Origin of the sequence: Mucilaginibacter daejeonensis, assembly GCF_020783335.1 — a bacterium.
Lineage (GTDB): Bacteria > Bacteroidota > Bacteroidia > Sphingobacteriales > Sphingobacteriaceae > Mucilaginibacter > Mucilaginibacter daejeonensis.
In genome coordinates this window covers 4,026,172-4,051,881 of the sequence record NZ_CP086068.1, presented here as the reverse complement: position 1 = coordinate 4,051,881, position 25,710 = coordinate 4,026,172, and the positions used below count along the sequence as shown (strand labels likewise).

Genomic DNA, 25,710 nt, shown 5'->3' with positions numbered 1-25,710 from the left:
TGTGGTCATCTATAACGGCTGTTACATATTTGTTACTTAAACCATTTGATCCGGCAACACTCTATCTCTACAAATAAACAGATAGAGCAAAATGAAAAAGTTAGTAAGATCAATAGCCTTAACCACCCTGATGGTGAGTGCATTGGCCATAGGTGCCAACGCGCAGACCAAAGTTAAGAACGACAGCGCCCGTTTGGCTCGTAAAGAGGCCCATCAAAAGCTAAAGGCCGTGCTTAGCCCTGAACAACAAGCTACCCTGAAGGCTAACCAGGAAAAGCATAAAGAGGCCCGCAAAGCATTTCATGCCAGCCTCACAGCCGATCAAAAAGCGATCATTAAAGATAAAAGCTTAGCACCTAAAGAGCGCCATGCCAAACTGGCCGCCACCTTTACCGATGAGCAAAAAAAGACCCTTGCTGATAACCGCGAAAAAGCCAGGGCCGATCGCAAAGCCTTTGTAGCAACGCTCAATGATCAGCAAAAAGCGCAGATGAAAGAGCTTATGAAAAGTCAGCATGGTAAAAGAGGCTTCCGCCACCATAAGGCTCAAAAAGCATAAGTGTTAATGTTGAGTAAGTAGTAGGGGCTGCGTCGGGATCATACCGGCGCAGCTTTTTTGTTGTTGAGGTAGGTATCTGCTGAACTTTTTGGACCTGTAAGCCTGGGCTCGGCATGGCTGATATGAGTAGGCGATAGCAGGAGCTGATATCGTATGCCTTATTAAAGGGTATAACATTACAGTTGTGCGAGTTAACTCTGAAATATATTTTTGTCAACCCCTTGATGATCAACAAATAAATATCTACTTTTGCAGTCCCGAAAACCGGGTTGTAAAAAGTAACAGAAAAAAAGGAAGAATGCCTACTATTCAGCAATTAGTTAGAAAAGGTAGAGTAGCTCTGGAGGATAAGAGTAAATCCCCAGCGTTGGACAGCTGTCCACAGCGAAGAGGCGTGTGTACCCGTGTATACACCACTACCCCTAAGAAACCAAACTCAGCAATGCGTAAAGTTGCCCGTGTGCGCCTTACCAACGGTAAAGAGGTGAATGCCTACATCCCTGGTGAAGGTCACAACTTGCAAGAGCACTCTATCGTGTTGATCCGTGGCGGTCGTGTTAAAGACCTTCCAGGTGTTCGTTACCACATCATCCGTGGTGCACTGGATACCTCAGGTGTTAACGGTCGTAACCAACGTCGTTCTAAATATGGTACCAAACGTCCTAAACCAGGTCAGGCAGCTGCTGCACCTACAAAAGGCAAAAAGAAATAATTAAAGGAGGATAGTACAAAATGAGAAAGTCGAAACCGAAAAAACGCATCCTTCTTCCTGATCCTCGTTTTAACGACGTGATGGTGACCCGCTTTGTGAACAATATGATGTATGATGGTAAAAAATCTACCGCATACGGTATTTTCTACAACGCAGTTGATATTATCGAGAAAAAGACCAGCGAAAATGGTCTGGAAACTTGGAAAAAAGCATTGAACAACGTTATGCCTGCCGTAGAGGTTAAATCTCGTCGTGTGGGTGGTGCTAACTTCCAGGTACCTACCGAGGTTCGTCCTGAGCGTAAGATCGCTTTGGGTATGAAATGGCTGATCAGCTATGCTCGTCGTCGTGGTGAAAAGACCATGATGGAGAAATTGGCTGGCGAGATCATCTCAGCTTCAAAAGGTGAAGGTGCCGCTGTGAAGAAAAAAGAAGATACGCACAAAATGGCTGAAGCCAACAAAGCGTTCTCACACTTCCGTTTCTAATAAAAATATAGTTATAAAGGTTATTGAGTTATTAAGTTATAAGTGCACGCAAAGTTCATCTTATCTTAATACCTCAATAGCCATTTTAGCTTAAATAAAAACAAGATATGTCAAGAGATCTTAAATACACAAGAAACATTGGTATTGCCGCCCACATTGATGCCGGTAAGACCACCACTACCGAGCGTATCCTTTACTATGCTGGTGTAAGCCACAAAATAGGTGAGGTGCACGAAGGTGCTGCTACCATGGACTGGATGGCCCAGGAGCAGGAGCGTGGTATCACCATCACTTCGGCTGCTACTACTGTATTCTGGAACTACCGTGGTAACAAATACCAGGTGAACGTTATCGATACTCCAGGACACGTTGACTTCACCGTTGAGGTTAACCGTTCTTTACGTGTGTTGGACGGCCTGGTGTTCCTGTTCTCGGCTGTTGACGGTGTTGAGCCTCAATCAGAGACCAACTGGCGTTTAGCTAATAACTACAACGTACCACGTATCGGTTTCGTAAATAAAATGGACCGTTCAGGTGCCGATTTCTTGAAAGTTGTTAAGCAAGTACGTGATATGCTGGGCAGCCACGCTGTTCCACTGCAGATCCCTATCGGTGCTGAAGATGGCTTTAAAGGTGTTGTGGATCTGATCAACTTCCGTGGTGTGGTTTGGAATGAGCACGATAAAGGTATGACCTTTACCGAAGTGCCTATCCCTGACGACCTGGTCGATGAAGCTAACGAGTGGAGAGAGAAGTTGCTGGAAGCAGTAGCTGAATTCGATGATACGTTAATGGAGAAATTCTTTGACGATCCAACCACTATCACTGAGCGCGAAGTATTGGACGCTTTACGTCAGGCTACCTTAGCCGGTAAGATCGTACCAATGACCTGCGGTTCATCATTCAAGAACAAGGGTGTACAAACCATGCTTGATTATGTGATGGAATTGTTGCCTTCACCTATCGATTCGAAAGGTGTTGTGGGTACCAACCCTAACACTGGCGAAGAGATCCTGGTTAAACCTGATGTTAAAGAGCCATTCGCTGCTTTGGCGTTCAAGATCGCTACCGATCCATTCGTAGGTCGTTTGTGCTTCATCCGTGTATACTCAGGTAACCTTGAGGCCGGTTCGTATGTACACAACATGCGTTCAGACAATAAAGAGCGTATCTCACGTATATTCCAAATGCACGCTAACAAGCAAAATCCTATCCCTAACGTAGGTGCTGGTGATATTGCTGCGGTAGTAGGCTTTAAGGATATCAAAACTGGTGATACCCTTTGCGACGAGAAGAACCCTATCGTTCTGGAGTCAATGGTGTTCCCTGAGCCGGTTATCGGTTTGGCGATCGAGCCTAAAACTCAGGCCGACGTTGATAAATTAGGTATGGCCTTAGGTAAACTTGCCGAAGAGGATCCAACCTTCCGTGTAAACTCTGACGAAGAGACCGGCCAAACCGTTATTTCGGGTATGGGCGAGCTTCACTTAGATATTATCATGGACCGTTTGAAACGTGAGTTCAAAGTTGAGGTTAACCAAGGTGCACCACAGGTAGCTTACAAAGAGGCTATCAGCGGTACTACTCAACACCGTGAAACTTACAAGAAACAAACCGGTGGTCGTGGTAAATTTGCCGACATCCAGGTTATCATTTCGCCTACTGATGACGGTAAAGAAGGCTTACAGTTCGTGAACGAGATCACTGGTGGTTCTATCCCTCGTGAGTTCATCCCATCTGTTGAAAAAGGTTTCGCTTCAGCCATGGCAAATGGTGTGTTAGCAGGCTATCCTTTAACAGGTTTGAAAGTAAGACTGATCGATGGTTCGTTCCACGCGGTCGATTCGGATGCGTTATCTTTCGAGATCGCTGCCCGTTCAGCTTACCGTGAGGCATTACCAAAATGTAAACCAGTATTGCTTGAGCCGATCATGAAGATCGAGATCTTGACCCCAGAAGAGAACATGGGTGATGTGATCGGTGATATGAACCGTCGTCGTGGCCAGCTTTTAGGTATGGACACCCGTAACGGTGCTCAGGTGATCAAGGCTACAGTTCCACTTTCTGAGATGTTCGGTTACGTAACTCAATTACGTACCATCACTTCAGGCCGTGCAACTTCTACCATGGAATTTGACCACTACGAAGATGCTCCACGTAACGTGCAGGACGAAGTAGTTGCCAAATCAAAAGGTAAAGCCAAAGGCGCTGTTGCGTAAGTAAATTCGCAGATGTGCCAATGAGTGAATGTGCAGATCATTTGCACACTTACACATAAGCACATCTGCATATCAAATAAACCGTCCGCTTGTAATAAATAGCTCTTACAGGTGGTCATAACAAACAATTAAAATGAGCCAAAGAATTAGGATCAAACTGAAATCTTACGATTACAACCTGGTTGACAAGTCAGCCGAGAAAATCGTAAAAACTGTAAAGCCTACTGGTGCCGTAGTAAGCGGACCACTGCCTTTACCAACTGAAAAGAAAGTATTCACTGTATTGCGTTCACCACACGTAAACAAGAAAGCTCGTGAGCAGTTCCAACTGTGCAGCTACAAACGTTTACTGGACATCTACAGCTCTAACTCTAAAACAGTTGACGCACTGATGAAACTTGAATTGCCAAGCGGCGTTGAAGTTGAGATCAAAGTGTGATAGTACCGGAAGATACGAACACAAAAGGCCACCTTGCAAAGGGTGGCCTTTTGTGTTTATGTCATGTTCATAAGCGTACGTATGTTTGTATCGATAACGAACAGTCAACATTGTGCTAAGTGCCGTTGGAAGCCCTTGAAGGTCGTTTTCGGGCATGGCATTGTCTTGGTGGCCTCTACCTTTGAACAGCCTTTATCATTATATATATGCTCAAGAACTACATCAAGATCGCCTGGCGTAATCTGCTTAAAAATAAAGTATACTCGTTCATCAACATATTAGGGCTAGCCCTTGGCATGGCCGTGGCCATACTCATCGGCTTATGGATGTGGGATGAGCTCAGCTTCGACACCTATCATGATAACTATGATACCATTGCGCAGGTAAAGGTAACACAGGTGTTCAGCGGGCATAACACCACGCATGAGGCGGTTGCCTTGCCGCTGGCACAGGAACTGCGCACCAAGTATCCTAATGATATAAAAAGGCTAGCGCTAAGCTCATGGAACGAGACCATGACCATAAAGGCGGGCGATCAGAGCGTAAGTACCACAGGAGTATGGGCGCAGCCCGATCTGGCGCAAATGCTGACCATCAAAATGGTGAATGGCAGCCTCGGTGCTGTTAATGACCCTTCTTCGGTATTGATCGCCCGGTCACTAGCGCGGTCGCTATTTGGCAACGCCGATCCGCTTAACAAGACCATCAAGCTCAACAATAAAACAGACGTCAAGGTAGCAGGCGTGTATGAGGACCTTCCCCAGAATACCACCTTCCACGACATCAAGATCTTTTGTGCCTGGGAACGCTTTGCGCAGATCGAGAATTGGGTGCGCGACTCGGCCGAGCAGTGGGACAACCATAGCTTCCGTTTATTTGCCCAGGTGAACGACGGTGCCGACATCAGCCACATCAACGCCAAGATCAAAGAGATAGCCACCCCGCATAAGGTATCGGGCGATGACAAGATACAGTTGCACCCGATGTCGCAGTGGCATCTGTATGATCAGTTCACTGATGGTAGGGTAAGTGGTGGACGTATCAAGTTCGTGTGGTTATTCGGGATTATCGGTGTGTTCGTACTGCTGCTGGCCTGTATCAACTTTATGAATCTGAGCACGGCAAGATCCGAAAAACGCGCTAAGGAAGTAGGTATCCGGAGGTCTATCGGTTCGTTAAGGGTACAGATCATCGCGCAGTTCTTAAGCGAGTCAATGGTCATGGTCAGTTTGGCTTTTCTACTATCAGTCATCATGGTGTTAATATTCCTTCCGGTATTTAACACCATATCTGATAAGCAAATTCAATTGCCTTGGCTCAACCCAGTGTTCTGGATAGCGGCACTCGTCTTCACGATCATCACCGGTCTGCTGTCGGGCAGTTATCCTGCGCTCTATCTCTCGGCCTTTGATCCGGTGAAAGTATTAAAAGGCACGTTCAAAGCCGGCCGGTTTTCGGCTCTACCACGCAAGGTGTTGGTGGTAATTCAATTTACGGTATCCATCACGCTGATCATCGGTACCATCATTGTATACAAGCAGATCCAATATGCCAAGAACAGGCCAGTGGGTTATGACCGCGAAGGCCTGATCAGTGTCGAGATCAACACCCCCGAATTGGCAGGTCATTACGATGCCTTACGCGGTGACCTGGTGCGCACCGGTGTGGTTCAGGAAATGGCCGAGTCGTCAAGCCGGTCGACCAGTATCAGTAGCAGCCAGATCGGTTTTGATTGGAAAGGGAAGGAGCCTGGCTCAATACCGGTATTCGGCACCATCGCCGTCACGCATGATTATGGCAAGACCATCGGCTGGTCAATGAGGTCGGGGCGCGATTTTTCCCGCGACTTTGCGACCGATTCCTCCGGCATTATCCTGAATACGTCCGCAGTTAAAACGATGGGATTTAAACAACCGTTGGGGCAAGTGGTGGTGTATAACGGTAAGCCACTTACTGTGGTAGGTGTAGTAAATGATATGATCATGGAGTCGCCTTACCTGCCAACCCAGCCAAGCGTATTCATGTTAAACTATAACTGGGCCAATATCATTTTGGTTAAATTGAAGCCTGGCGTTCCGGTGCGTTCGGCACTTGATCTGGTAGAGGCCGTATTTAAGAGATTTAATCCTGAGGCACCTTTTATATATGATTTTACCGATAGTATGTATGCTCAAAAGTTTCGGACCGAGGAGCGCATAGGCGACCTGGCCACGCTGTTCGCTGTGTTGGCCATACTAATATCATCTTTAGGATTGTTCGGGCTGGCCTCATTCGTTGCCGAGCAGCGCACCAAAGAGATCGGTGTACGTAAGGTGTTAGGGGCATCGGTATATAACCTTTGGAGTATGCTGTCCAAAGACTTTGTGATACTGGTGCTGATCGCTTGCGCTATAGCCGTACCATTCGCCTGGTACTTCCTTGATCAGTGGTTGCAAGCTTATGAGTACAGGACCAGCATCTCATGGTGGATATTTGCGGTGTCAGGTATAGGGGCGTTGGTGATCACCTTGCTGACCGTGAGCTTTCAGGCCATTAAAGCAGCGCTGACCAACCCGGTAAAAAGTTTACGTACTGAATAAGGAACGTTTTTATAAAAATGCAGAAAGGCTATCCATTGTGGATAGCCTTTCTGCATTTTTATGTTTTGAGTAAGATCTTAGCCTCTGCCTAAAAGCTCCTCGATGCGGTTACGCTCGGTTTGCAGTTCGCGGGCCAGTTTCTTTTCCTTTTCGTTCGACTTTACCTTGTAGGCTTTGAATTCTTCATCAAGCTCCTCATAAAGCTTAATGCGATATTTAGCCTCTCTACGTGCGCTGCCCGATTGTAATAGCACCACTGTTGCCACCGCACCGAACACGATCACCAAACCCCACATAATGGTATTGTATACCGATTTGGTTACGCCTATGCCTAACAAGCTGATCGAATCGACCTTGGCATTGGATTCATTGAGGCTTTGTTCCTTTGACGATACATCGGTGCGCAGGTCATTAACGGTTTTGCCTTGTGCCGATAGCTGGCTTTGCAGATCCTTCACCTTTTTACGTTCGGCACGCAGCGTATCGGTCACGTTCTTATAAAAGGCTGCCAGTTGCGGTTTTTGATAATTGTAGAATTTGCCGGATATGTATTGGTACTGGCCATTCAAGCTTTTATCGGTATTCACAGGAGCTGCACCCGGTTGTTGTGCTGTTCCATAGGCTGCAGCTGCTGCCGGGCGGGAGCTATACGCCGACGGTTTGGGTACCCATTTAGTAGGAGCGGTCTTCGCTTTTTTAACACTATCCTGAGCTTGGGCAGCACCCATACTTAATAATGTGAAAAGAGCCAGTGAGGCTGCGATATAACGGTTTTTCATAAGCGCAAAGTGGAGTTTTACCATGCAGAACACCATTCCTGATGCTTTGTTCTTTGTAAATAATTGTAGGTCAAGCCTTGTTGTAAAAAGGCGATATGCATCACCCTGATAACGAATATAGGCTAACCACAGCCAAATTACCAAACCATATTTATTTATATTAGCAGCATGAATATCGGGATCATTGGTTTGGGCGACATGGGCAGGGTATATGCTAAGGCATTCGTCAAGGCTGGCCATAGGGTATCCGGGTGCGATCTTCCCCAAAATAGGGAGTCGCTGGAAGCCGACCTGTCGCCGCTCGGTATCAAGATCATGGATGACAGCCGTCAAGTGGCACGCATCAGTGACCTGCTGATCTACTCGGTCGAGGCCGAACACATGGAACAGGTAGTAGCCGAAAGCTGCGGCTCCATCAAGTACGGCGCTATAGTGGCAGGACAGACCTCCGTTAAGCATCCTGAGATCGCCATCTTTAACCGGTACCTGCCGGCCGATACCCAGATCGTGACCTTTCATGCCATGCATGGTGGAGGCTTTGAGCCGGCTGGTCAAAAGCTGATACTCATTCGCTATCGGTCCGATGACGAAGCTTACCAGCGCATGTTGGATCTATTCACTCTCATCGGGTCTGACATTGTTGAGCTGAACGATTACCACGAGCACGATCAGATCGTGGCCGACACGCAGGCCGTGACCCACGTAGGTTTCGAAAGTATGGGTACCGCTTGGGCTGCTTCAGGTCTTTTCCCATGGGAGAATGCCTCATACCTTGGCGGTATCGATAACGTGAAGATACTCATCACGCTGCGCATTTTTAGTTACAAAGCACACGTTTACGGTGGTTTAGCCATACTCAACCCTTACGCACGCCAACAGGTGAAGCGTTATGCCCAGTCAGAGTCTGAACTGTTCAAATTGATGATCAAGGAGGATGAACAAAGCTTTAGAGAGCGCTTATTCAAAGCGCGCGACTTTGTATTTCACGAGAGCCGCACACCCATCATGCTTAACGATGCAGTAATGGATGAGTTCACTTTTCATGGCAACACCAGCGAACGTAAACCCAACTCGCACCTCAGCATATTGAGTATGGTAGATGCCTGGTATCATTTAGGTGTGAATCCTTACGATAACCTTATCGGCCAAACACCACCTTTCCGTTTAAGATTAGGCATTGCCGAATACCTGTTCAAGAACGATGATCTGTTAGAGGAATCCATACAGACCGCGCTATATGACCGTTCTATCCGTGGCGACGACCTCGAATTCCATTCAGCGGTACGCGAGTGGTCGTCCATCATCAACTACGGCGACATGGAAGGTTACAAAAAGCACTTCGACCACGTTCGCTCCTTCTTCGCCGACCGGTTGGAAGAAGGCCAAAAGCACAGCGCAGATATGATCAGGAAGCTAATGAAGAAATAGGAGAGAGTCTCATATTCTCAGCATTGTTCTGGGTTTAGGAGCTAAGTGTTCTTAACCGTCTTTAAGGGCAGATCAATATCTTCTTGCGTTACTGATTTGAGGCCGTCTTACCTTGGTCTTCTTTTTTAAATCTTTGGTATATGCACTGGGTTCGTCTCGTGCTGTTTATTGAAGAAACGTATACGGTTTCGAGGAATTATCAAGAAAAGCAATCAGCTGATGCGAGTTGGATACAAGTTCAACTTTAAAATTACATTGTGTGTTATTGATTGTAAGTCAAATACTTGCTATCGATATCGGTCTTTGATAGCTATTTTATAGTGCCGATCTTGAGCTCAATGATGACCATAGATATCGACAAAAAGTGACGGCAATAATATTGTTTAGGAAGCGCTATGGATACAATGATATAGACGACCGCCTGAATGGGTTATATATCCCTGATCATCAACTCAAAAACATTGAAAAATAATTACGTAACTATTTGACACATAATCAAAAATTCCTATCTTTGCCCTCCCTTAAACCGGGAAAATGCCTTGAACGAAGCCCTACTGCTTCGATGGGCAAAACAAATTAATTAAGAAAATGTCAGGAATTATTGGTAAAAAAGTAGGAATGACCAGCATTTTCGACGAAGCAGGCAAGAATATCCCTTGTACTGTGATCGAAGCTGGCCCTTGCGTGGTTACTCACGTTAAGTCTGTTGATACAGACGGTTATGCAGCTGTTCAGCTTGCATATGACGAGAAGAAAGAAAAAAACACCTCTGCTCCCCTAAAAGGCCATTTCCAGAAAGCCGGCACTACGCCAAAACGTAAGCTGGTTGAATTCAAGACCTTCGAAGATGAAAAATCATTAGGTGACACTGTTACCGTTGATATTTTCGCCGCCGGAGATTTTGTGGATGTGGTTGGTACCTCAAAAGGTAAGGGTTTTCAGGGTGTTGTAAAGCGTCATGGTTTTGGCGGTGTGGGTATGCAAACCCACGGTCAGCACAACCGTTTACGCGCTCCAGGTTCACTCGGTGCTTCATCATGGCCTTCACGCGTATTTAAAGGTATGCGCATGGCTGGTCAAACCGGTAACGTACGTGTTAAAGTGCAGAACCTTGAAGTAGTTAAAGTATTCGCTGAGCAAAACTTGCTGGTTGTTAAAGGTTCCATCCCAGGAGCTAAGGGTTCATTCGTAATTGTGGATAAATAAGATGGAGATCAACGTATTAAATGTATCAGGAAAAGAAACAGGTGCCAAGGTGCAACTGTCTGATGCCGTTTTCGCTATCGAACCTAACGATCATGCTATTTATCTTGACGTTAAGCAGTTCTTAGCTAACCAACGTCAAGGTACGCACAAAGCAAAGCAGCGTAACGAAATTGCTGGCTCGACCCGCAAATTACATAAACAAAAAGGTACAGGTGGCGCCCGTGCGGGTAGCATCAAATCGCCTTTGTTCAACGGTGGTGGCCGTGTATTCGGTCCGCAGCCGCGCGATTATAGCTTCAAGCTGAACAAAAAGCTTAAGCAACTGGCTCGTAAATCGGCCCTTACCTACAAAGCTCAGGAGAACAGCATCGTAGTTTTAGAAGACTTCAACTTCGATTCTGTAAAGACCAAAAATTACGTACAACTGGTAGCTGATCTTAACATCAGCAACGAGAAGACCTTATTGGTACTGCCTGCTGCTAACAACAATATCTATTTATCAAGCAGAAACCTGAAAAAAGCCAAGGTCATTACTGCCGACCAATTGAACACTTATGACGTGTTGAACGCCGGTAAACTGTTACTTACTGCAGGTTCTGTTAAAACTCTGGAGGAAGCATTCGCTAAGTAATTATGGAAATACTTAAAAAACCACTACTTACCGAGAAAGTATCTCTGTTGACCGAGAAACTTAACCGTTATGCTTTTAAAGTTGACCCTAAGGCGAATAAGATCCAAATTAAGGCAGCAGTTGAAGCAATGTTCGGTGTAACTGTAACAGCAGTTAACACTATGAAATATGCCGGCAAATTGAAGAGCCGCTACACTAAAGCAGGTACAGTGACCGGTAGGCCAGCTGCTTACAAGAAAGCGATCATCACTTTAAAGGATGGTGAAACAATAGATTTTTATAGCACTATATAACAAGAGAAATGGCAGTTAAAAGATTTAAACCGGTAACCCCGGGTACCCGTTTCAGGGTAGGTGCTGATTACTCTGACGTTACAACTAACGTTCCTGAAAAATCATTAGTAGTAGCGCATAAAAAGTCAGGTGGCCGTAATAACAGTGGTAAAATGACCATGCGTTATTTAGGTGGCGGTCACAAAAAGTCATACCGTTTGATCGATTTCAAACGCAACAAGTTCGATATCCCTGCTACTGTAGCAACTATCGAGTATGACCCGAACCGCTCGGCCCGTATCGCTCTCTTGGTATATGCTGATGGTGAAAAAAGGTATATGCTGGCTCCAGAAGGTTTGACCGTAGGTCAGATCGTTCTATCAGGTGCTGGTTCGCCTCCAGAGGTAGGTAACACTTTACCTTTGAAGAACATCCCATTAGGTTCTATCATCTATAACATCGAACTTAACCCAGGTCAGGGCGGTATCATCGCTCGTTCGGCCGGTACATACGCTCAACTATCGGCTCGTGATGGCAAATACGCTATCATCAAATTGCCTTCAGGCGAGACCCGTATGATCCTGGCTACCTGCTTAGCTACCATCGGTACCGCTTCTAACTCTGAGAAAGCGAACGAAGTATTAGGTAAAGCTGGTCGCAAACGTTGGTTAGGTCGTCGTCCACGCGTTCGTGGTGTAGCAATGAACCCTGTCGATCACCCTATGGGTGGTGGTGAAGGCCGTTCATCTGGTGGTCACCCACGTTCACGTAAAGGCTTGTTGGCTAAAGGCTACAAGACTCGCGACAAGAAGAAAACATCTGATCGTTATATCATAGAAAGAAGGAAGAAATAATGGCACGTTCGATTAAAAAAGGCCCTTATATTGATCATAACCTGGACAAAAAGGTACAGGTGTTAAATGACTCAAATAAGAAATCAGTTGTAAAAACATGGTCACGCCGTTCCATGATCTCTCCTGATTTCGTTGGTCATACATTCGCAGTACACAACGGTAATAAATTTATCCCTGTGTACGTAACAGAGAACATGGTAGGTCACAAGCTGGGAGAGTTCGCACCTACCCGTACATTCCGCGGTCACGCAGAGAAGAAAAAATAATAGGCAATGGAAGCAACAACAAAAATCAAAAAGTCTGTACTGATCAGACAACGCAAAGAGCAAGAGAAAGCTCAGCAAGGAGGAGCTTCTGTTGCCAAGTTACAGAACTGCCCTACCTCACCACGCAAAATGCGTTTGGTAGTGGATCTGATCCGTGGCGAAAGTGTAGTTAAAGCACTTAGCATCCTGAAGTTCACTAACAAAGAAGCGGCTATCCGTGTAGAAAAGTTACTGCTGTCGGCCATCAACAACTGGCAAGCAAAGAACGAAGGTAAGAGCATTGACGAGAGCGCTTTATATGTAAAAGAAGTTTCAGTGGGTGGTGGTCGTCAGTTGAAAAGACTGCGTCCGGCTCCTCAGGGCCGCGGATACCGTATCCGTAAACGCTCTAACCACGTTACTTTAATTGTGGATAGTAAAACCGAGATCAACTAATTTAGAAATGGGACAAAAAGCACATCCAATAGGTAACCGTTTAGGGATCATCCGTGGTTGGGATTCTAACTGGTTCGGTGGCAACAACTACTCCGATAAATTAGTTGAGGACGAAAAGATCCGCAAATACTTATCAGTGCGTATCGCTAAAGGCGGCGTATCTAAAGTAGTTATCGAGCGCACCTTAAAACGCATCACTGTAACTATCCATACTGCCCGTCCGGGTATCGTTATCGGTAAAGGCGGTCAGGAAGTTGATAAGATCAAAGAAGAGTTAAAGAAACTGACCAAGAAAGACGTACAGATCAACATTTTTGAGATCAAACGTCCTGAACTTGATGCTCAGTTAGTAGCTGAAGGCATAGCTAAGCAATTAGAGGCCCGTATCTCTTTCCGTCGTGCAATGAAGACCACTATCGCCTCTACCATGCGTATGGGTGCTGAGGGTATCAAAGTAATGACCTCTGGCCGTTTAGGTGGTGCCGAGATGGCACGTACCGAGCAGTACAAAGAAGGAAGAATCCCTCTGCATACTTTCCGTGCTGATATTGATTACGCTTTGGCTGAAGCATTAACTACCTATGGTAAAATAGGTGTTAAGGTTTGGATCTGCAAAGGCGAGGTTTACGGTAAACGTGATCTTTCACCTAACATCGGATCAACCAGCAGCGCAAGTGGCCGCGGTGGCCGCCCAGAGGGTGGTGCCGGTTTCGGTAACGAGCGTGGTGGTGACCGCAGAGGCGGCAATGACCGCAGAGGTGGTGGCGACCGCAGAGGTGGTAACAACCAACGCGGTGGTGGCCAGAACCGTCAGGGTGGTAACCGCCCAGGTGGTAACAGATAATTAATCAAAGTCGAGACAGACATCGTTTAGATATAAAAAGCTAATAAAATGCTACAGCCAAAAAGAACGAAGTTCAGAAAGATGCAAAAAGGCAGAATGAAAGGAGCCGCTACCCGCGGTGCTGAACTTTCATTCGGATCTTTCGGTATAAAATCACTCGAGCCGGCCTGGATCACCAGCCGCCAGATCGAGGCTGCCCGTATCGCTGTAACACGTTTTATGAAACGTGAAGGTCAGGTTTGGATCAGGATATTCCCTGATAAGCCAGTGACCAAGAAACCAGCCGAGGTACGTATGGGTAAAGGTAAAGGTGCTCCTGAGTACTGGGTAGCCGTTGTGCGCCCTGGAAGGATCATCTTTGAAGCAGAAGGTGTGCCATTAGAAGTTGCTAAAGAAGCACTTCGCCTGGCCGCTCAAAAACTGCCTATCCAAACAAAATTCATCGTACGTAGAGATTACGTAGAAGCATAAAAAGTTACAGGTCGTGAGTTGTGAGTTCCGTAATAGAGCTCACGACCTGTGACCTTGAACAAGTAAATAATAAGAAGCGTGACGTAAGCATCCAACTTACCTCTCACACAGAAAACTCACAAGAGAGAGAACAATGAAGAACTCAGAAATATCAGCGCTGTCAACTGAAGAGTTGGTTGCAAGAATTAGCGAGGTGAAAACTGATCTTACCAAACTGAAATTCGCTCATGCGGTTTCGGCTATTGAGAATCCTATCCGTATCAAAAATGTACGCAGGGAGGTTGCTCGTTTAAACACTGAATTAACCAAGCGTAAAGCGGCGTCAGCTTCTGAACAGCAATAATTTAAGCGTCGAAACAATGGAAGAGAGAAATTTAAGAAAGACCCGTACCGGTCTGGTAGTTAGCAACAAGATGGACAAATCTATCGTGGTTGCAGTAGAGCGTAAGGTGAAACACCCGATCTACGGTAAGTTCGTTAACAAGACCGCTAAGTTCATGGCTCATGACGAGACCAACACTTGCGGCATCGGCGATACTGTAACGATCATGGAAACTCGCCCCCTGAGCAAAAATAAGAACTGGAGATTAGTTGAAATTGTAGAAAGGGCTAAATAAGATGGTACAACAGGAATCAAGATTAACCGTAGCCGATAACAGCGGCGCAAAAGAAGTGTTAGTGATCCGCGTATTAGGCGGTACCGCAAAACGCTATGCCTCTGTTGGCGATAAGATCGTAGTAACTGTAAAAAGCGCTTTACCTTCAGGTAACGTGAAAAAAGGTACCGTATCTAAAGCCGTAGTTGTAAGAACCAACAAAGAAGTTCGTCGTAAGGACGGTTCTTACATCCGTTTCGACGATAACGCAGCTGTGTTGTTGAACAACCAGGATGAGCCTCGTGGAACACGTATCTTCGGCCCTGTAGCAAGAGAGTTACGCGAGAAACAATTCATGAAGATCGTTTCATTAGCACCGGAGGTATTGTAATATGGAAAAGAAGATCAAATTAAAGATCCGTAAAGGTGACCTGGTAAAAGTGATCGCCGGCGACTCAAAAGGTCAGCAAGGTAAAGTTACCGAGGTTATTATAGATAAGAACCGCGCCGTGGTAGAAGGTGTTAACCTGGTATCGAAACATACCAAACCTAACGCAGCTAACCCTAACGGTGGTATCGTTAAAAAGGAAGCAGCTATCCACATCTCGAATTTAGCACTGGTAGATCCTAAAACAGGTGAAGCCACCCGCGTAGGTCGTAAAAAGAACGACGCAGGTAAATTAGTACGTGTAGCTAAAAAATCAGGGGAGGAGATCAAATAATGTCATACGTTCCAAGATTAAAATCAAAATATAAAGAGGAGATCCGCACCGCACTGAAAGATAAATTTCAGTACAAAAGCGTAATGCAGGTTCCTAAGCTACAAAAGATCGCTATTAACCAAGGTGTTGGCGGTGCTACTACCGATAAGAAACTTATCGATACTACCATCGTTGAGTTGACCACTATCACTGGTCAAAAAGCGGTAGCTTCAAAGTCAAAAAAAGATATCTCGAACTTTAAATTACGTAAAGGTATGCCAGTAGGTGTACGTGTAACTTTACGTGACAATAACATGTACGAGTTCCTGGACCGTTTGATCGCTGTTGCCCTGCCACGTATCCGTGACTTTAAAGGTATCAATGATAAAGGTTTTGACGGTAAAGGTAACTACACTTTAGGTATCACCGAGCAGATCATCTTCCCTGAGATCAACATTGACAAGATCAACAAGATCCAAGGTATGGATATTACCTTTGTAACTTCGGCAACTAACGATGTTGAGGCATTGGAGTTACTAAAACAATTTGGTTTACCATTTAAAAATCAAACCCCAGTTAACAATGGCTAAAGAAGGTGTAAAAGCGCGTGAAGTAAAACGTGCTAAATTAGTAGCAAGATACGCTGAGAAAAGAGCAGCCCTTAAAGCCGCTGGTGATTACGAAGCGTTAGACAAATTGCCTAAAGCTGCATCACCGGTAAAACTGCACAACCGTTGCAAGCTTACTGGTCGTCCTCGCGGTTACATGCGTCAGTTCGGCATCTCACGTGTAACTTTCCGTGAAATGGCACTGGCCGGTAAGATCCCCGGAGTAAAAAAGGCAAGCTGGTAATCAGCTCCACTGTATAATAATTGCCGGTTGCAGGTTGAGAATTAAATTCTTACCTTTGCGGCCGGCAATTTGCAAATACTGCGGTAGCCTAAGGCAAGTAATGATAATCAATGGAAGGGTGAGCTATGCGTTCACTGTTCCTTTATGCATTTACGCCTGCCGCCAAAAAAAGAATTTTTAACCGATGGAAGGTCGTCGCCGAGAGGCGAAGGAAACCGCTGTCATAATTTTATATAATGAATACTGATCCAATCGCAGATTATCTTACCAGAGTAAGGAATGCTATCAAAGCCAACCAAAGGGTTGTTGAAATTCCTGCATCAAATCTGAAAAAGGAGATCACTAAGGTGCTCTTCGACAAAGGTTACATCGCTAACTTCAAATTTGAGGACAACGGTCCTCAGGGCTCTATCAAAGTAGCTTTGAAGTATCACCCGGTAACCAAAGTTCCTGCTATCCGCACGCTTACCCGTGTAAGTAAACCAGGTTTGAGAAAATATGCAGGCATGGACACTATGCCAAGAGTATTAAATGGTTTAGGCATCGCTATCTTGTCAACCTCTAAAGGTGTGATGACAGATAAAGAAGCCCGTCAGCAAAACATCGGTGGCGAAGTTCTATGCTTCGTTTATTAATTGCAAGGAGGAATTAAACAATGTCAAGAGTAGGAAAAGCCCCCATTACTATCCCTGCCGGTGTTACCGTTACATTTAATGATAACGTAGTAACCGTAAAAGGACCGAAAGGCCAATTAGAGCAGGCGTTAGACAGTGATATCACTGTATCACAAGAAGACGGTGTACTTACCGTAGTACGCCCGACCGACCAAAAGCGTCACAAAGCATTACACGGCCTATACCGTGCCCTGATCAATAACATGGTTATCGGTGTTACCACTGGTTACAAAATTGAGCAAGAGCTGGTAGGTGTAGGTTACCGTGCTACCAATGCAGGTAACACACTTGACCTGGTGTTAGGTTATTCTCACCACTACGTGTTCGAGTTACCACAAGAGATCAAAGTATCAACCACTGCTGAGAAGGGTAAGAACCCGACCATCATCCTGGAGTCTATCGACAAACAACTGATCGGTCAGGTAGCTGCCAAGATCCGCTCACTGCGCGCACCAGAGCCTTACAAAGGTAAAGGTATCAAGTTCGTTGGTGAGGTGTTAAGAAGAAAAGCAGGTAAATCAGCATCTAAAAAATAATCGTCATGACAGGTAAATTATCAAGAAGAGACAGAATTAAAATGGGCATCAGAAAACGTTTATCGGGTTCTGCAGAACGCCCTCGCTTGTCAGTGTTCAGAAGTAATAAAGGTATTTACGCACAGATCATTGACGATGTTACCGGCAAAACTTTAGTATCAGCTTCGTCTGCATCAAAAGATTTTCAAGCGAATGGTTCAAAAGGTGAGCAATCAGTAGCCGTAGGTAAACTGATCGCCGAGAAAGCCAAAGCTGCTGGTATCGAGCAAGTGGTATTTGATAGAAATGGATACTTGTATCACGGTCGCGTTAAGCAACTGGCCGAAGGTGCACGTGAAGGTGGTTTGAACTTCTAATCGTAACGAGTAATGTCAACAATAAATATTAAGAGAGTAAAGACCACCGAGATCGAACTTAAAGACCGGTTGGTAAGTATACAGCGTGTTGCCAAAGTGACCAAAGGCGGCCGTACTTTCAGCTTTAGCGCCATTGTGGTGGTAGGTGATGAGAACGGTGTTGTAGGTTACGGCCTTGGCAAAGCAAAAGAGGTTACCGAGGCGATCGCCAAAGGTATCGATGATGCTAAAAAGAACTTGGTGAAAGTGCCTATCATCAATAACACTATCCCTCACGAACAAATAGGCAAATTTTCAGGTGGTTTCGTATTCTTGAAGCCAGCAGCTAACGGTACCGGTGTAATTGCTGGTGGTGCGATGCGTGCGGTGTTAGAGAGCGCCGGTGTACATAACGTACTGGCCAAATCAAAAGGATCATCAAACCCTCACAACGTGGTTAAAGCCACTGTATCGGCCCTGGCGCAACTGCGCGATGCTTATACCGTAGCTCAGCACCGTGGTATTAATTTAGGTAAAGTATTTAACGGATAATTATCATGGCAAAGATCAAAATAACACAGATCAAAAGCGTGATCGATAGAAGCGAGCGCCAGAAAAAAACTGTTGAGGCTTTAGGTTTAAAGAAAATTAACCATAGCGTTGAAGTTGAAGCTAATCCTGCTATTATTGGCATGATCAGAAAAGTTAATCATTTGGTAGCAGTAGAAAACATTTAATGTTATGAATTTAAGTAATCTTAAACCTGCAGAAGGTTCTACTAAAAATAAAAAGAGAATAGGCCGTGGTACCGGTTCGGGCCGTGGCGGAACCTCTACCCGTGGCCATAAAGGTGCGGGCTCACGTTCAGGTACATCTACAAAAGTTGGTTTTGAAGGTGGCCAGATGCCGTTACAACGTCGTGTACCTAAGGTTGGTTTTAAAAACCCTAACCGCGTTGAGTACAACAGCATCAACCTGGATACTTTACAACAATTAGCTGATACTTATTCAGTATCAACTATTAACTTTGAGACCATGAGAGAACATGGTCTGGCGTCAAAGAATGACCTGGTCAAGATCCTTGGCCGTGGTACACTGACCGCTAAGATCGATGTTCAGGCTCATGCATTCTCGGCCACTGCACAAAAAGCTATTGAGGCAGCAGGCGGTTCAATCGTTAAGTTGTAATTTTAAATGAAAAATTTTTTCACCACATTATCCAATATTTGGAAGATCGAAGATCTGAGAGTGCGTATCATAAACACACTCTTATTTCTTTTGATCTACCGCGTGGGTTCGTACGTAGCATTGCCAGGTGTTGATGCCAACGTGTTGAACAATCAGGCAGCAAAAGATGGTCTGTTAGGCCTATTGAACATGTTCGCCGGCGGATCGTTCTCTCGTGCATCTATCTTCGCTTTGGGTGTGATGCCTTACATCTCGGCATCTATCGTGGTGCAGTTGTTAGGTATCGCCGTGCCTTACTTTGCAAAATTGCAAAAAGAGGGCGAAAGCGGTCGCAGCAAGATCAACCAATGGACCCGTTATCTGACCATATTGATCACCATGGCACAAGCCGTGGGTTACGTAAAATCGCAGATCACGCCTAACGCGATCAACCCGGCTATGGGTGCGTTCTGGTTCAACCTGAGCTCGATATTCGTACTTACCGCAGGTACCCTGTTCGTGATGTGGTTAGGTGAAAAAATTACTGATAAAGGTATCGGTAACGGTATCTCGCTGATCATTATGGTGGGCATTATAGCCCAGTTGCCGGCAGCTATCATCGATGAGTTCAACTCACGTGTGAGCGGTGCCAACGCGTCTGGCGGTCCACTGCTGTTCATTGTGGAGATACTGGCGCTGGTAGCCGTTATCATGTTCACCATACTGGTGGTTCAAGGTACACGCAAGATCGCTGTACAGTATGCAAAACGCATAGTAGGTAACAAACAATACGGTGGTGTGCGTCAGTACATCCCGTTGAAAGTTAACGCTGCAGGTGTTATGCCGATCATCTTTGCTCAGGCATTGATGTTCATCCCGGCTACCATCTCTTCGTTCTTCCCTAACATCGCATCTAACAGCGTACTGATCGCTTTATCAAGCTATACTTCATGGTTGCATAACCTGGTGTTCGCTATCCTAATCATTCTGTTCACTTATTTCTATACGGCTATCACCGTTAACCCGAAACAAATGTCAGATGATATGAAGAAGAACGGTGGCTTTATTCCGGGCGTTGCTCCGGGTAATCCTACTTCAGAGTTCATTGATGCCGTGATCTCACGCATCACTTTACCTGGTTCGATCTTCCTGGCGATCATCGCGATCATACCTGCACTGGCTAACATGGCACATGTGAACAGTCAGTTCGCTCGTTTCTTTGGCGGCACCTCGCTGATCATCTTGGTGGGTGTTGTTTTAGATACGCTGCAACAGATCGAGAGCCATTTGCTGATGCGCCACTATGACGGCCTGATGAAGACCGGTAGGGTTAAAGGCCGCACGGCCGTTCCTACCGCAGCTGGTACCGTACCACCGGCTATCTAATACAGATAATGTCGAAGATCATATTCAAGACAGCCGAAGAGATAGAGCTTATCCGTCAAAGTGCCCAACTGGTGTCAAAGACACTGGGAGAGGTAGCCAAGATCGTTAAGCCCGGTGTAACTACCATACAATTAGATAAGCTGGCAGAGACCTTCATTAGAGATAATGGAGGCGTGCCAGCTTTCCTTGGTTTTCACGGTTTCCCTTACTCTTTATGTATATCACCTAACGATCAGGTGGTGCATGGTTTCCCGGGTCAGCATGAGCTTACCGATGGCGATATCATCTCTGTTGATTGCGGTGTTATCCTGAACGGGTTCTACGGCGATTCGGCCTATACCTTTGCCATTGGCGAGGTAAGCCCGGAAACGCAAACCTTGTTGAAGGTGACTCAAGAGTGCCTTGACAGAGGAATTGCTAAAGCCGTTACCGGTATGCGCGTAGGCGACATCGGGTATGCCGTTCAGGAACATGCCGAGCGTCATGGCTTTGGTGTGGTGAAGGAACTGGTAGGCCATGGCGTTGGCGTTAAACTGCACGAAAAGCCAGAAGTGCCCAACTATGGCAAACGCGGCTCAGGACCTAAGTTAGAAGAGGGCATGGTCATCGCGATAGAACCCATGATCAATGGGGGCAAAGCGGGCGTCAAGTTCTGGAAGGACGGCTGGACCGTATCTACCGTTGACGGTAAACCATCCGCCCATTTTGAGCATACGGTAGCTGTGCGCAAGGGCAAAGCAGAGCTTTTATCAACATTTTCATACGTTGAAGAAGTTTTAGCTAAAAATAATTAATATTTCAAAAATTATTTTTATTTTTGCATCCCGATTTGCATCGGTATAAACAAGTAAGAATCAGTAAAATATATGGCCAAACAATCATCGATCGAACAAGACGGTACTATCAAGGAAGCATTATCCAATGCAATGTTCAGGGTAGAGCTGGAGAACGGTCATGAGATCATCGCGCATATATCGGGGAAAATGCGTATGCACTACATCAAGATCCTTCCTGGTGACAGGGTGAAATTGGAGATGAGTCCATATGACCTTACCAAGGGTAGAATAACCTACAGATATAAATAATAACATGAAAGTTAGAGCATCCATCAAAAAACGCAGCGCTGATTGCAAGATCATCCGCCGCAAAGGGAAGCTTTTTGTGATCAACAAAAAGAACCCTAAGTACAAACAACGTCAGGGATAATTAAAAACATTGGAGCGATATCCGTACAACGGTGGCCCGCCGTTCGGTCGCTCATCTAAAAACAATCAAAAAATATGGCAAGGATCTCAGGTATCGATCTTCCAAGAAACAAAAGGGGAGAGATAGGATTAACCTACATTTATGGTATCGGTCGCACTACGGCTCAAAACATTTTGGACCAGGCTGGTATCTCTTATGACACCAAAGTACAAGAATGGACCGACGATCAGTTGGCTGCTATTCGTGGTATCATCAACGACCAGATCAAGGTTGAAGGTGCACTGCGTTCAGAAGTTCAACTGAACATCAAACGTTTAATGGATATCGGTTGCTACCGTGGTACCCGTCACCGTAAAGGTCTTCCTTTACGTGGTCAACGTACCAAGAACAACTCACGTACCCGTAAAGGTAAACGTAAGACAGTTGCTAACAAGAAAAAAGCTACTAAATAATAACTGATCAGTAGGTGCAGGGCTTCTATAAAAGGTCCTGCATTTATTGGGAACATACATTATCAAACGGGCCATGGGTCCTGATCATTCGCTGATCAAGTAATCCATAGACCATATCGTAAAAAAAGAAAATGGCTAAAGCTAAAAAAGTAACCAAAAAGCGTATCGTGATCGTTGAGCCGGTTGGCCAAGCACACGTTAACGCTACCTTCAACAACATCATCATCACTTTGACCAACACCAGCGGTCAGGCTATCTCTTGGTCTTCTGCAGGTAAAATGGGTTTCAAAGGTTCAAAAAAGAACACTCCTTACGCTGCTTCACAAGCTGCTGCCGATTGCGGTAAAGTTGCTTATGACCTGGGCTTACGTAAAGTTGAGGTGTTTGTTAAAGGTCCTGGTTCTGGTCGTGAGTCGGCTATCCGTACGCTGCAAACTTCAGGTATCGAAGTCACTACCATTAAGGACATCACTCCGCTTCCACACAACGGTTGCCGTCCATCAAAACGCAGAAGAGTTTAATTAATCATATTTTTAAAGCTAAGATCCTTCAGCTTTAGGCTGTTTGGTACTTTAAAACACACAAACAATGGCAAGATATACCGGACCAAAGTCCAAGATCGCCCGTAAGTTCAGAGAGCCGATCTTCGGTCCTGATAAAGTATTAGAGAAAAAGAACTACCCTCCGGGCATGCACGGCGTTTCAAAACGCAGAGGCAAGCAATCAGAGTACGCTGTACAGCTGATGGAGAAACAAAAGGTAAAATACACTTACGGTGTATTAGAGCGTTACTTCGAGAACCTTTTCCACCGTGCTTCGGCTCGTGAAGGTATCACCGGTACTAACTTGCTTCAATTATTAGAGGCTCGTTTAGATAACGCCGTTTACCGTTTAGGCATTGCCCCAACTCGTTCAGGCGCACGCCAACTGGTTGGTCACAAACACATCACTGTTAACGGTGAGGTGGTTAACATCCCTTCCTACACTTTGAAAGCTGGTGATGTTATTGCCGTACGTGAAAGATCAAGATCACTGGAAGCTATTACCAACTCGGTAGCTGGCCGCAAAGTGAACAAGTATAGCTGGTTCGAGTGGGATGCTGCTGCATTGAGCGGTAAGCTGTTGAACTACCCTAACCGCGATGAGATCCCTGAGAACATCAAGGAGAACCTGATCGTCGAGTTATACTCTAAATAATATTTAGTAGTATTGAGATATGGGATGTTAGATCTGATATGGTTAAGGCCATGTACAGATCTAACATCTCATGTCTTTTATCTATTTAATTCGTAAACAATAAACAAAGCATAATAAATGGCAATTTTAGCATTTCAAAAACCTGATAAGGTTATCATGCAGAAGTCTACTGACTTTGAAGGTACGTTTGAATTTCGTCCGTTAGAACCTGGCTTCGGTGTAACCATTGGTAATGCTTTACGTCGTATCTTACTTTCATCACTTGAAGGTTATGCTGTCACCTCGGTACGTTTCTCAGGTGTAACGCATGAGTTCTCTACCATCAAAGGTGTGGTTGAGGACGTTACCGAGATCATCCTGAACCTGAAACAGGTGAGGTTGAAAAAAACAGGTGATTCAGGCGATAGCGAAAAGATCTTTGTTATCATCAACGGCCAAAATACATTCAAAGCCGGCGACATCACCCAGTTCTCGAACAACTTCACCATATTGAACCCTGACCTGCTGATCTGCAACATGGATCCTGCGGTTACCCTTGAAGTTGAACTGACCGTTAATAAAGGTCGCGGTTATATCCCGAGCGAAGAGAACAAGAACCCTGATGCAGCGGTTGGCGTTATCGCTATCGACTCGATCTATACCCCGATCAAGAACGTTAAGTACACCATCGAGAACTATCGTGTTGAGCAAAAGACCGACTACGAGAAATTAGTTCTGGACATTGCAACTGACGGTTCTATCCATCCTGAAGAAGCACTGAAAGAAGCCGCTAAGATCCTGATCCAACACTTCATGCTGTTCTCTGATGAGAACATGATGCTGGAAGCTCAGGCTAAAGAGGAGACCAAAGAGGTTGACGAGGAGATCCTGCACATGCGTAAGATCCTGAAGACCGAACTAGTTGATCTTGACCTTTCAGTACGCGCACTGAACTGCTTAAAAGCAGCTGATATCCGTAGCCTTGCTGATCTGGTATCATACGATGTTGCCGATATGCTTAAATTCAGGAACTTCGGTAAAAAATCATTGACCGAGATCCAGGACCTGGTTAAATCAAAAGGACTTTCTTTTGGTATGAACCTGGCCAAATACAAACTGGACGAAGAATAATTTCAAGACTCAAGAGTCAAGAACCAAGATACAAGATTTCTTTGTTCTCGGCTCTTGAGTCTAAATTCTAAATAAACCCGGCATAATTCCGAGGGCTTGACGGCAACGCCGCCCAACGGTATGCACGTGCCACTACAAACAACAAAATGAGACACGGTAAAAAACACAACCACTTAGGTCGTACCAAGAGCCACCGCGTGGCTATGATGAGCAACATGGCTTCATCACTGATCCTGCACAAACGTATCACTACTACTTTGGCTAAAGCTAAAGCACTGCGTGTGTATGTTGAGCCGATCGTAACTAAATCAAAAGAAGATACTACTCACTCACGTCGTACAGTATTTAGCTACCTGCAAAACAAAGAAGCGGTAACTATCCTGTTCCGCGAGATCGCTGAGAAAGTAGCTAACCGTCCAGGTGGTTATACCCGTATCATCAAATTAGAGAACCGTTTGGGTGACAACGCCGAGATGGCCATCATCGAGCTGGTTGATTACAACACCGTATACGGTGCCGGCGCTGAAGCTGCTCCTGCTAAAAAAGCTACCCGCCGTCGTGGTGGTGCTGGTAAAGGCAAAGCTGCTCCTGCTGCTACTGCCGAAGTAACTCCTGCTGATGAAGCAGTGGTTGTTGACGAGCAACCAAAAACTGAAGAAGCTCCAGAAGCTCCTGCAGCCAATGAAGAGAACGCTGAAAAAGGCGAATAATTCATCAATTATCATTTAAGCGAAAAAGCGGTCGGTTCATTTGAACCGGCCGCTTTTGTTTTTACTGATATTTAGAATTCAGCACGGGGTGGGTCATATGTTGACGGTATCCATTTACCCTTGCGCTTGATGTAGATCTCAATGCCATCACTTCCGCAGAGGGGGCCACAGTAATAATATGTTCTGATGAATGCGACATCGCGCTTTATTGAGAACACAGGGAGCGAAATGTAGTGGTCGAACTCCGTTGGTTGGCTGCCCTTCGTTACTTTATCGACCGGTAAAGCTTTAAGGCGCTTGATAGGCGCGTTCGCATGGTATTGATCAAGCATGAAGCTTATATCTTTTTTGCTTAGGTGAAAGTCTTTTGCATCATCATATCGCAGTGGCTCTCTTTGGTGGGGTATTAGAATGGATAATAAAGAGTCATGTACTGGTCTTGATAGATGGTCGATGTAGAAGGTCAGAAATTCCTTGCGCTCTGCCTTGAGTGTAAGTTTTTGGCCATATACGATGGTCGACATGCACAACGCTGCTATAATGGAAATACCCACCTTTCTCATCATTGTTATAAAGCTATATCTATTATTGATCAAATACAAAAGG

Annotated in this window: 38 protein-coding genes; 36 read left to right on the top strand and 2 right to left on the bottom strand. The window is 45.4% G+C overall.

The features are described 5' to 3' along the window. The first annotated feature begins 91 nt into the window (after positions 1 to 91). The 6 genes from LLH06_RS17400 (at position 92) to LLH06_RS17375 (ending at position 6,996) form a co-directional block, all read left to right on the top strand. Positions 92 to 559 carry a hypothetical protein gene (locus tag LLH06_RS17400; protein ID WP_228170557.1) on the top strand — a complete coding sequence of 156 codons (468 nt, stop codon included), beginning with the start codon at positions 92 to 94 and terminating at the stop codon, positions 557 to 559. 298 nt (positions 560 to 857) lie between these two features. Then, a complete protein-coding gene (rpsL, locus tag LLH06_RS17395) occupies positions 858 to 1,271 on the top strand; it encodes a 30S ribosomal protein S12 (RefSeq protein WP_228170556.1) in 414 nt (137 codons plus the stop codon). 20 nt (positions 1,272 to 1,291) lie between these two features. Continuing rightward, on the top strand, positions 1,292 to 1,759 hold the full coding sequence (gene rpsG, locus LLH06_RS17390) for a 30S ribosomal protein S7 (RefSeq protein ID WP_228170555.1): 468 nt from the start codon (positions 1,292 to 1,294) through the stop codon (positions 1,757 to 1,759). 107 nt (positions 1,760 to 1,866) lie between these two features. Continuing rightward, a complete protein-coding gene (gene fusA, locus LLH06_RS17385; RefSeq protein ID WP_228170554.1) occupies positions 1,867 to 3,978 on the top strand; it encodes an elongation factor G in 2,112 nt (703 codons plus the stop codon). 133 nt (positions 3,979 to 4,111) lie between these two features. After that, entirely contained in the window at positions 4,112 to 4,417 is a 306-nt protein-coding gene (gene rpsJ, locus LLH06_RS17380) for a 30S ribosomal protein S10 (protein ID WP_078347761.1), read from the top strand. A gap of 206 nt (positions 4,418 to 4,623) precedes the next feature. After that, positions 4,624 to 6,996 (top strand): ABC transporter permease, encoded by a 2,373-nt coding sequence (locus LLH06_RS17375; RefSeq protein WP_228170553.1) that lies wholly within the window; start codon positions 4,624 to 4,626, stop codon positions 6,994 to 6,996. A gap of 77 nt (positions 6,997 to 7,073) precedes the next feature. On the opposite strand, the gene LLH06_RS17370 is transcribed toward LLH06_RS17375, so the two are convergent. Next, entirely contained in the window at positions 7,074 to 7,775 is a 702-nt protein-coding gene (locus LLH06_RS17370) for a hypothetical protein (protein WP_228170552.1), read from the bottom strand. 168 nt (positions 7,776 to 7,943) lie between these two features. On the opposite strand from LLH06_RS17370, the gene LLH06_RS17365 reads away from it, so the two are divergent. The 30 genes from LLH06_RS17365 (at position 7,944) to rplQ (ending at position 25,104) form a co-directional block, all read left to right on the top strand. Then, entirely contained in the window at positions 7,944 to 9,203 is a 1,260-nt protein-coding gene (locus LLH06_RS17365; RefSeq protein ID WP_228170551.1) for a prephenate dehydrogenase, read from the top strand. Positions 9,204 to 9,791: 588 nt separating this feature from the next. Next, on the top strand, positions 9,792 to 10,409 hold the full coding sequence (gene rplC / locus LLH06_RS17360; protein ID WP_228170550.1) for a 50S ribosomal protein L3: 618 nt from the start codon (positions 9,792 to 9,794) through the stop codon (positions 10,407 to 10,409). Between the two features lies 1 nt (position 10,410). Then, entirely contained in the window at positions 10,411 to 11,040 is a 630-nt protein-coding gene (rplD, locus tag LLH06_RS17355; RefSeq protein ID WP_228170549.1) for a 50S ribosomal protein L4, read from the top strand. A 2-nt stretch (positions 11,041 to 11,042) separates the two neighbouring features. After that, positions 11,043 to 11,333, top strand: a complete 291-nt coding sequence (gene rplW, locus LLH06_RS17350; protein WP_228170548.1) for a 50S ribosomal protein L23 — start codon at positions 11,043 to 11,045, stop codon at positions 11,331 to 11,333. 8 nt (positions 11,334 to 11,341) lie between these two features. Then, a complete protein-coding gene (gene rplB, locus LLH06_RS17345) occupies positions 11,342 to 12,166 on the top strand; it encodes a 50S ribosomal protein L2 (RefSeq protein ID WP_228170547.1) in 825 nt (274 codons plus the stop codon). Continuing rightward, entirely contained in the window at positions 12,166 to 12,432 is a 267-nt protein-coding gene (gene rpsS, locus LLH06_RS17340; RefSeq protein ID WP_228170546.1) for a 30S ribosomal protein S19, read from the top strand. The genes rplB and rpsS overlap by 1 nt, the downstream gene beginning before the upstream one ends. A gap of 6 nt (positions 12,433 to 12,438) precedes the next feature. After that, positions 12,439 to 12,867: a 50S ribosomal protein L22 gene (gene rplV / locus LLH06_RS17335; protein ID WP_228170545.1), complete on the top strand. Its 429-nt coding sequence runs from the start codon at positions 12,439 to 12,441 to the stop codon at positions 12,865 to 12,867. 7 nt (positions 12,868 to 12,874) lie between these two features. Continuing rightward, entirely contained in the window at positions 12,875 to 13,711 is an 837-nt protein-coding gene (rpsC, locus tag LLH06_RS17330) for a 30S ribosomal protein S3 (protein WP_228170544.1), read from the top strand. A gap of 48 nt (positions 13,712 to 13,759) precedes the next feature. Next, positions 13,760 to 14,182 (top strand): 50S ribosomal protein L16, encoded by a 423-nt coding sequence (gene rplP / locus LLH06_RS17325; RefSeq protein WP_228170543.1) that lies wholly within the window; start codon positions 13,760 to 13,762, stop codon positions 14,180 to 14,182. 133 nt (positions 14,183 to 14,315) lie between these two features. Next, positions 14,316 to 14,525 (top strand): 50S ribosomal protein L29, encoded by a 210-nt coding sequence (gene rpmC / locus LLH06_RS17320; protein ID WP_228170542.1) that lies wholly within the window; start codon positions 14,316 to 14,318, stop codon positions 14,523 to 14,525. A 16-nt stretch (positions 14,526 to 14,541) separates the two neighbouring features. After that, positions 14,542 to 14,799, top strand: coding sequence for a 30S ribosomal protein S17 (gene rpsQ, locus LLH06_RS17315; RefSeq protein ID WP_228170541.1), 258 nt, complete (start codon positions 14,542 to 14,544; stop codon positions 14,797 to 14,799). 1 nt (position 14,800) lies between these two features. After that, a complete protein-coding gene (rplN, locus tag LLH06_RS17310) occupies positions 14,801 to 15,169 on the top strand; it encodes a 50S ribosomal protein L14 (RefSeq protein ID WP_228170540.1) in 369 nt (122 codons plus the stop codon). A gap of 1 nt (position 15,170) precedes the next feature. Further along, entirely contained in the window at positions 15,171 to 15,500 is a 330-nt protein-coding gene (gene rplX, locus LLH06_RS17305; protein WP_228170539.1) for a 50S ribosomal protein L24, read from the top strand. Then, positions 15,500 to 16,069: a 50S ribosomal protein L5 gene (gene rplE / locus LLH06_RS17300; protein WP_228170538.1), complete on the top strand. Its 570-nt coding sequence runs from the start codon at positions 15,500 to 15,502 to the stop codon at positions 16,067 to 16,069. The genes rplX and rplE overlap by 1 nt, the downstream gene beginning before the upstream one ends. Continuing rightward, positions 16,062 to 16,331 (top strand): 30S ribosomal protein S14, encoded by a 270-nt coding sequence (rpsN, locus tag LLH06_RS17295; RefSeq protein WP_228170537.1) that lies wholly within the window; start codon positions 16,062 to 16,064, stop codon positions 16,329 to 16,331. Before rplE ends, rpsN begins: the two co-directional genes overlap by 8 nt. Before the next feature lie 236 nt (positions 16,332 to 16,567). Beyond that, positions 16,568 to 16,966, top strand: a complete 399-nt coding sequence (rpsH, locus tag LLH06_RS17290; protein WP_449560083.1) for a 30S ribosomal protein S8 — start codon at positions 16,568 to 16,570, stop codon at positions 16,964 to 16,966. 20 nt (positions 16,967 to 16,986) lie between these two features. Next, on the top strand, positions 16,987 to 17,541 hold the full coding sequence (rplF, locus tag LLH06_RS17285; protein ID WP_228170536.1) for a 50S ribosomal protein L6: 555 nt from the start codon (positions 16,987 to 16,989) through the stop codon (positions 17,539 to 17,541). 5 nt (positions 17,542 to 17,546) lie between these two features. Beyond that, positions 17,547 to 17,897: a 50S ribosomal protein L18 gene (rplR, locus tag LLH06_RS17280; protein WP_228170535.1), complete on the top strand. Its 351-nt coding sequence runs from the start codon at positions 17,547 to 17,549 to the stop codon at positions 17,895 to 17,897. Between the two features lie 12 nt (positions 17,898 to 17,909). Beyond that, positions 17,910 to 18,428: a 30S ribosomal protein S5 gene (rpsE, locus tag LLH06_RS17275; RefSeq protein WP_228170534.1), complete on the top strand. Its 519-nt coding sequence runs from the start codon at positions 17,910 to 17,912 to the stop codon at positions 18,426 to 18,428. 5 nt (positions 18,429 to 18,433) lie between these two features. Further along, on the top strand, positions 18,434 to 18,613 hold the full coding sequence (gene rpmD / locus LLH06_RS17270; RefSeq protein ID WP_157539784.1) for a 50S ribosomal protein L30: 180 nt from the start codon (positions 18,434 to 18,436) through the stop codon (positions 18,611 to 18,613). Between the two features lie 4 nt (positions 18,614 to 18,617). Further along, on the top strand, positions 18,618 to 19,064 hold the full coding sequence (gene rplO / locus LLH06_RS17265) for a 50S ribosomal protein L15 (RefSeq protein ID WP_228170533.1): 447 nt from the start codon (positions 18,618 to 18,620) through the stop codon (positions 19,062 to 19,064). Positions 19,065 to 19,070: 6 nt separating this feature from the next. Further along, positions 19,071 to 20,429 (top strand): preprotein translocase subunit SecY, encoded by a 1,359-nt coding sequence (gene secY / locus LLH06_RS17260; protein WP_228170532.1) that lies wholly within the window; start codon positions 19,071 to 19,073, stop codon positions 20,427 to 20,429. Positions 20,430 to 20,437: 8 nt separating this feature from the next. After that, on the top strand, positions 20,438 to 21,223 hold the full coding sequence (gene map / locus LLH06_RS17255; RefSeq protein WP_228170531.1) for a type I methionyl aminopeptidase: 786 nt from the start codon (positions 20,438 to 20,440) through the stop codon (positions 21,221 to 21,223). Positions 21,224 to 21,295: 72 nt separating this feature from the next. Continuing rightward, a complete protein-coding gene (gene infA, locus LLH06_RS17250) occupies positions 21,296 to 21,514 on the top strand; it encodes a translation initiation factor IF-1 (RefSeq protein WP_074487406.1) in 219 nt (72 codons plus the stop codon). Positions 21,515 to 21,518: 4 nt separating this feature from the next. Beyond that, positions 21,519 to 21,635 (top strand): 50S ribosomal protein L36, encoded by a 117-nt coding sequence (gene rpmJ / locus LLH06_RS17245; RefSeq protein ID WP_157539780.1) that lies wholly within the window; start codon positions 21,519 to 21,521, stop codon positions 21,633 to 21,635. Positions 21,636 to 21,709: 74 nt separating this feature from the next. Then, a complete protein-coding gene (rpsM, locus tag LLH06_RS17240) occupies positions 21,710 to 22,087 on the top strand; it encodes a 30S ribosomal protein S13 (protein ID WP_228170530.1) in 378 nt (125 codons plus the stop codon). Between the two features lie 131 nt (positions 22,088 to 22,218). Further along, positions 22,219 to 22,608 carry a 30S ribosomal protein S11 gene (gene rpsK / locus LLH06_RS17235; RefSeq protein ID WP_228170529.1) on the top strand — a complete coding sequence of 130 codons (390 nt, stop codon included), beginning with the start codon at positions 22,219 to 22,221 and terminating at the stop codon, positions 22,606 to 22,608. A 67-nt stretch (positions 22,609 to 22,675) separates the two neighbouring features. Continuing rightward, entirely contained in the window at positions 22,676 to 23,284 is a 609-nt protein-coding gene (rpsD, locus tag LLH06_RS17230) for a 30S ribosomal protein S4 (RefSeq protein WP_228170528.1), read from the top strand. 117 nt (positions 23,285 to 23,401) lie between these two features. Beyond that, positions 23,402 to 24,394, top strand: a complete 993-nt coding sequence (locus LLH06_RS17225; protein WP_228170527.1) for a DNA-directed RNA polymerase subunit alpha — start codon at positions 23,402 to 23,404, stop codon at positions 24,392 to 24,394. A gap of 146 nt (positions 24,395 to 24,540) precedes the next feature. Continuing rightward, positions 24,541 to 25,104, top strand: a complete 564-nt coding sequence (gene rplQ, locus LLH06_RS17220; protein ID WP_228170526.1) for a 50S ribosomal protein L17 — start codon at positions 24,541 to 24,543, stop codon at positions 25,102 to 25,104. A 71-nt stretch (positions 25,105 to 25,175) separates the two neighbouring features. Here rplQ and LLH06_RS17215 read toward each other — a convergent pair whose 3' ends face one another. Continuing rightward, positions 25,176 to 25,628 (bottom strand): hypothetical protein, encoded by a 453-nt coding sequence (locus LLH06_RS17215; protein WP_228170525.1) that lies wholly within the window; start codon positions 25,626 to 25,628, stop codon positions 25,176 to 25,178. Between the last annotated feature and the right edge of the window lie 82 nt (positions 25,629 to 25,710).

Excerpts from the sequence above, each read along its gene's own strand:
- LLH06_RS17400 (WP_228170557.1), top strand. The coding sequence starts at position 92 with ATGAAAAAGTTAGTAAGATCAATAGCCTTAACCACCCTGATGGTGAGT.
- rpsL (WP_228170556.1), top strand. The coding sequence starts at position 858 with ATGCCTACTATTCAGCAATTAGTTAGAAAAGGTAGAGTAGCTCTGGAG.
- rpsG (WP_228170555.1), top strand. The coding sequence starts at position 1,292 with ATGAGAAAGTCGAAACCGAAAAAACGCATCCTTCTTCCTGATCCTCGT.
- fusA (WP_228170554.1), top strand. The coding sequence starts at position 1,867 with ATGTCAAGAGATCTTAAATACACAAGAAACATTGGTATTGCCGCCCAC.
- rpsJ (WP_078347761.1), top strand. The coding sequence starts at position 4,112 with ATGAGCCAAAGAATTAGGATCAAACTGAAATCTTACGATTACAACCTG.
- LLH06_RS17375 (WP_228170553.1), top strand. The coding sequence starts at position 4,624 with ATGCTCAAGAACTACATCAAGATCGCCTGGCGTAATCTGCTTAAAAAT.
- LLH06_RS17370 (WP_228170552.1), bottom strand. The coding sequence starts at position 7,775 with ATGAAAAACCGTTATATCGCAGCCTCACTGGCTCTTTTCACATTATTA.
- LLH06_RS17365 (WP_228170551.1), top strand. The coding sequence starts at position 7,944 with ATGAATATCGGGATCATTGGTTTGGGCGACATGGGCAGGGTATATGCT.
- rplC (WP_228170550.1), top strand. The coding sequence starts at position 9,792 with ATGTCAGGAATTATTGGTAAAAAAGTAGGAATGACCAGCATTTTCGAC.
- rplD (WP_228170549.1), top strand. The coding sequence starts at position 10,411 with ATGGAGATCAACGTATTAAATGTATCAGGAAAAGAAACAGGTGCCAAG.
- rplW (WP_228170548.1), top strand. The coding sequence starts at position 11,043 with ATGGAAATACTTAAAAAACCACTACTTACCGAGAAAGTATCTCTGTTG.
- rplB (WP_228170547.1), top strand. The coding sequence starts at position 11,342 with ATGGCAGTTAAAAGATTTAAACCGGTAACCCCGGGTACCCGTTTCAGG.
- rpsS (WP_228170546.1), top strand. The coding sequence starts at position 12,166 with ATGGCACGTTCGATTAAAAAAGGCCCTTATATTGATCATAACCTGGAC.
- rplV (WP_228170545.1), top strand. The coding sequence starts at position 12,439 with ATGGAAGCAACAACAAAAATCAAAAAGTCTGTACTGATCAGACAACGC.
- rpsC (WP_228170544.1), top strand. The coding sequence starts at position 12,875 with ATGGGACAAAAAGCACATCCAATAGGTAACCGTTTAGGGATCATCCGT.
- rplP (WP_228170543.1), top strand. The coding sequence starts at position 13,760 with ATGCTACAGCCAAAAAGAACGAAGTTCAGAAAGATGCAAAAAGGCAGA.
- rpmC (WP_228170542.1), top strand. The coding sequence starts at position 14,316 with ATGAAGAACTCAGAAATATCAGCGCTGTCAACTGAAGAGTTGGTTGCA.
- rpsQ (WP_228170541.1), top strand. The coding sequence starts at position 14,542 with ATGGAAGAGAGAAATTTAAGAAAGACCCGTACCGGTCTGGTAGTTAGC.
- rplN (WP_228170540.1), top strand. The coding sequence starts at position 14,801 with ATGGTACAACAGGAATCAAGATTAACCGTAGCCGATAACAGCGGCGCA.
- rplX (WP_228170539.1), top strand. The coding sequence starts at position 15,171 with ATGGAAAAGAAGATCAAATTAAAGATCCGTAAAGGTGACCTGGTAAAA.
- rplE (WP_228170538.1), top strand. The coding sequence starts at position 15,500 with ATGTCATACGTTCCAAGATTAAAATCAAAATATAAAGAGGAGATCCGC.
- rpsN (WP_228170537.1), top strand. The coding sequence starts at position 16,062 with ATGGCTAAAGAAGGTGTAAAAGCGCGTGAAGTAAAACGTGCTAAATTA.
- rpsH (WP_449560083.1), top strand. The coding sequence starts at position 16,568 with ATGAATACTGATCCAATCGCAGATTATCTTACCAGAGTAAGGAATGCT.
- rplF (WP_228170536.1), top strand. The coding sequence starts at position 16,987 with ATGTCAAGAGTAGGAAAAGCCCCCATTACTATCCCTGCCGGTGTTACC.
- rplR (WP_228170535.1), top strand. The coding sequence starts at position 17,547 with ATGACAGGTAAATTATCAAGAAGAGACAGAATTAAAATGGGCATCAGA.
- rpsE (WP_228170534.1), top strand. The coding sequence starts at position 17,910 with ATGTCAACAATAAATATTAAGAGAGTAAAGACCACCGAGATCGAACTT.
- rpmD (WP_157539784.1), top strand. The coding sequence starts at position 18,434 with ATGGCAAAGATCAAAATAACACAGATCAAAAGCGTGATCGATAGAAGC.
- rplO (WP_228170533.1), top strand. The coding sequence starts at position 18,618 with ATGAATTTAAGTAATCTTAAACCTGCAGAAGGTTCTACTAAAAATAAA.
- secY (WP_228170532.1), top strand. The coding sequence starts at position 19,071 with ATGAAAAATTTTTTCACCACATTATCCAATATTTGGAAGATCGAAGAT.
- map (WP_228170531.1), top strand. The coding sequence starts at position 20,438 with ATGTCGAAGATCATATTCAAGACAGCCGAAGAGATAGAGCTTATCCGT.
- infA (WP_074487406.1), top strand. The coding sequence starts at position 21,296 with ATGGCCAAACAATCATCGATCGAACAAGACGGTACTATCAAGGAAGCA.
- rpmJ (WP_157539780.1), top strand. The coding sequence starts at position 21,519 with ATGAAAGTTAGAGCATCCATCAAAAAACGCAGCGCTGATTGCAAGATC.
- rpsM (WP_228170530.1), top strand. The coding sequence starts at position 21,710 with ATGGCAAGGATCTCAGGTATCGATCTTCCAAGAAACAAAAGGGGAGAG.
- rpsK (WP_228170529.1), top strand. The coding sequence starts at position 22,219 with ATGGCTAAAGCTAAAAAAGTAACCAAAAAGCGTATCGTGATCGTTGAG.
- rpsD (WP_228170528.1), top strand. The coding sequence starts at position 22,676 with ATGGCAAGATATACCGGACCAAAGTCCAAGATCGCCCGTAAGTTCAGA.
- LLH06_RS17225 (WP_228170527.1), top strand. The coding sequence starts at position 23,402 with ATGGCAATTTTAGCATTTCAAAAACCTGATAAGGTTATCATGCAGAAG.
- rplQ (WP_228170526.1), top strand. The coding sequence starts at position 24,541 with ATGAGACACGGTAAAAAACACAACCACTTAGGTCGTACCAAGAGCCAC.
- LLH06_RS17215 (WP_228170525.1), bottom strand. The coding sequence starts at position 25,628 with ATGTCGACCATCGTATATGGCCAAAAACTTACACTCAAGGCAGAGCGC.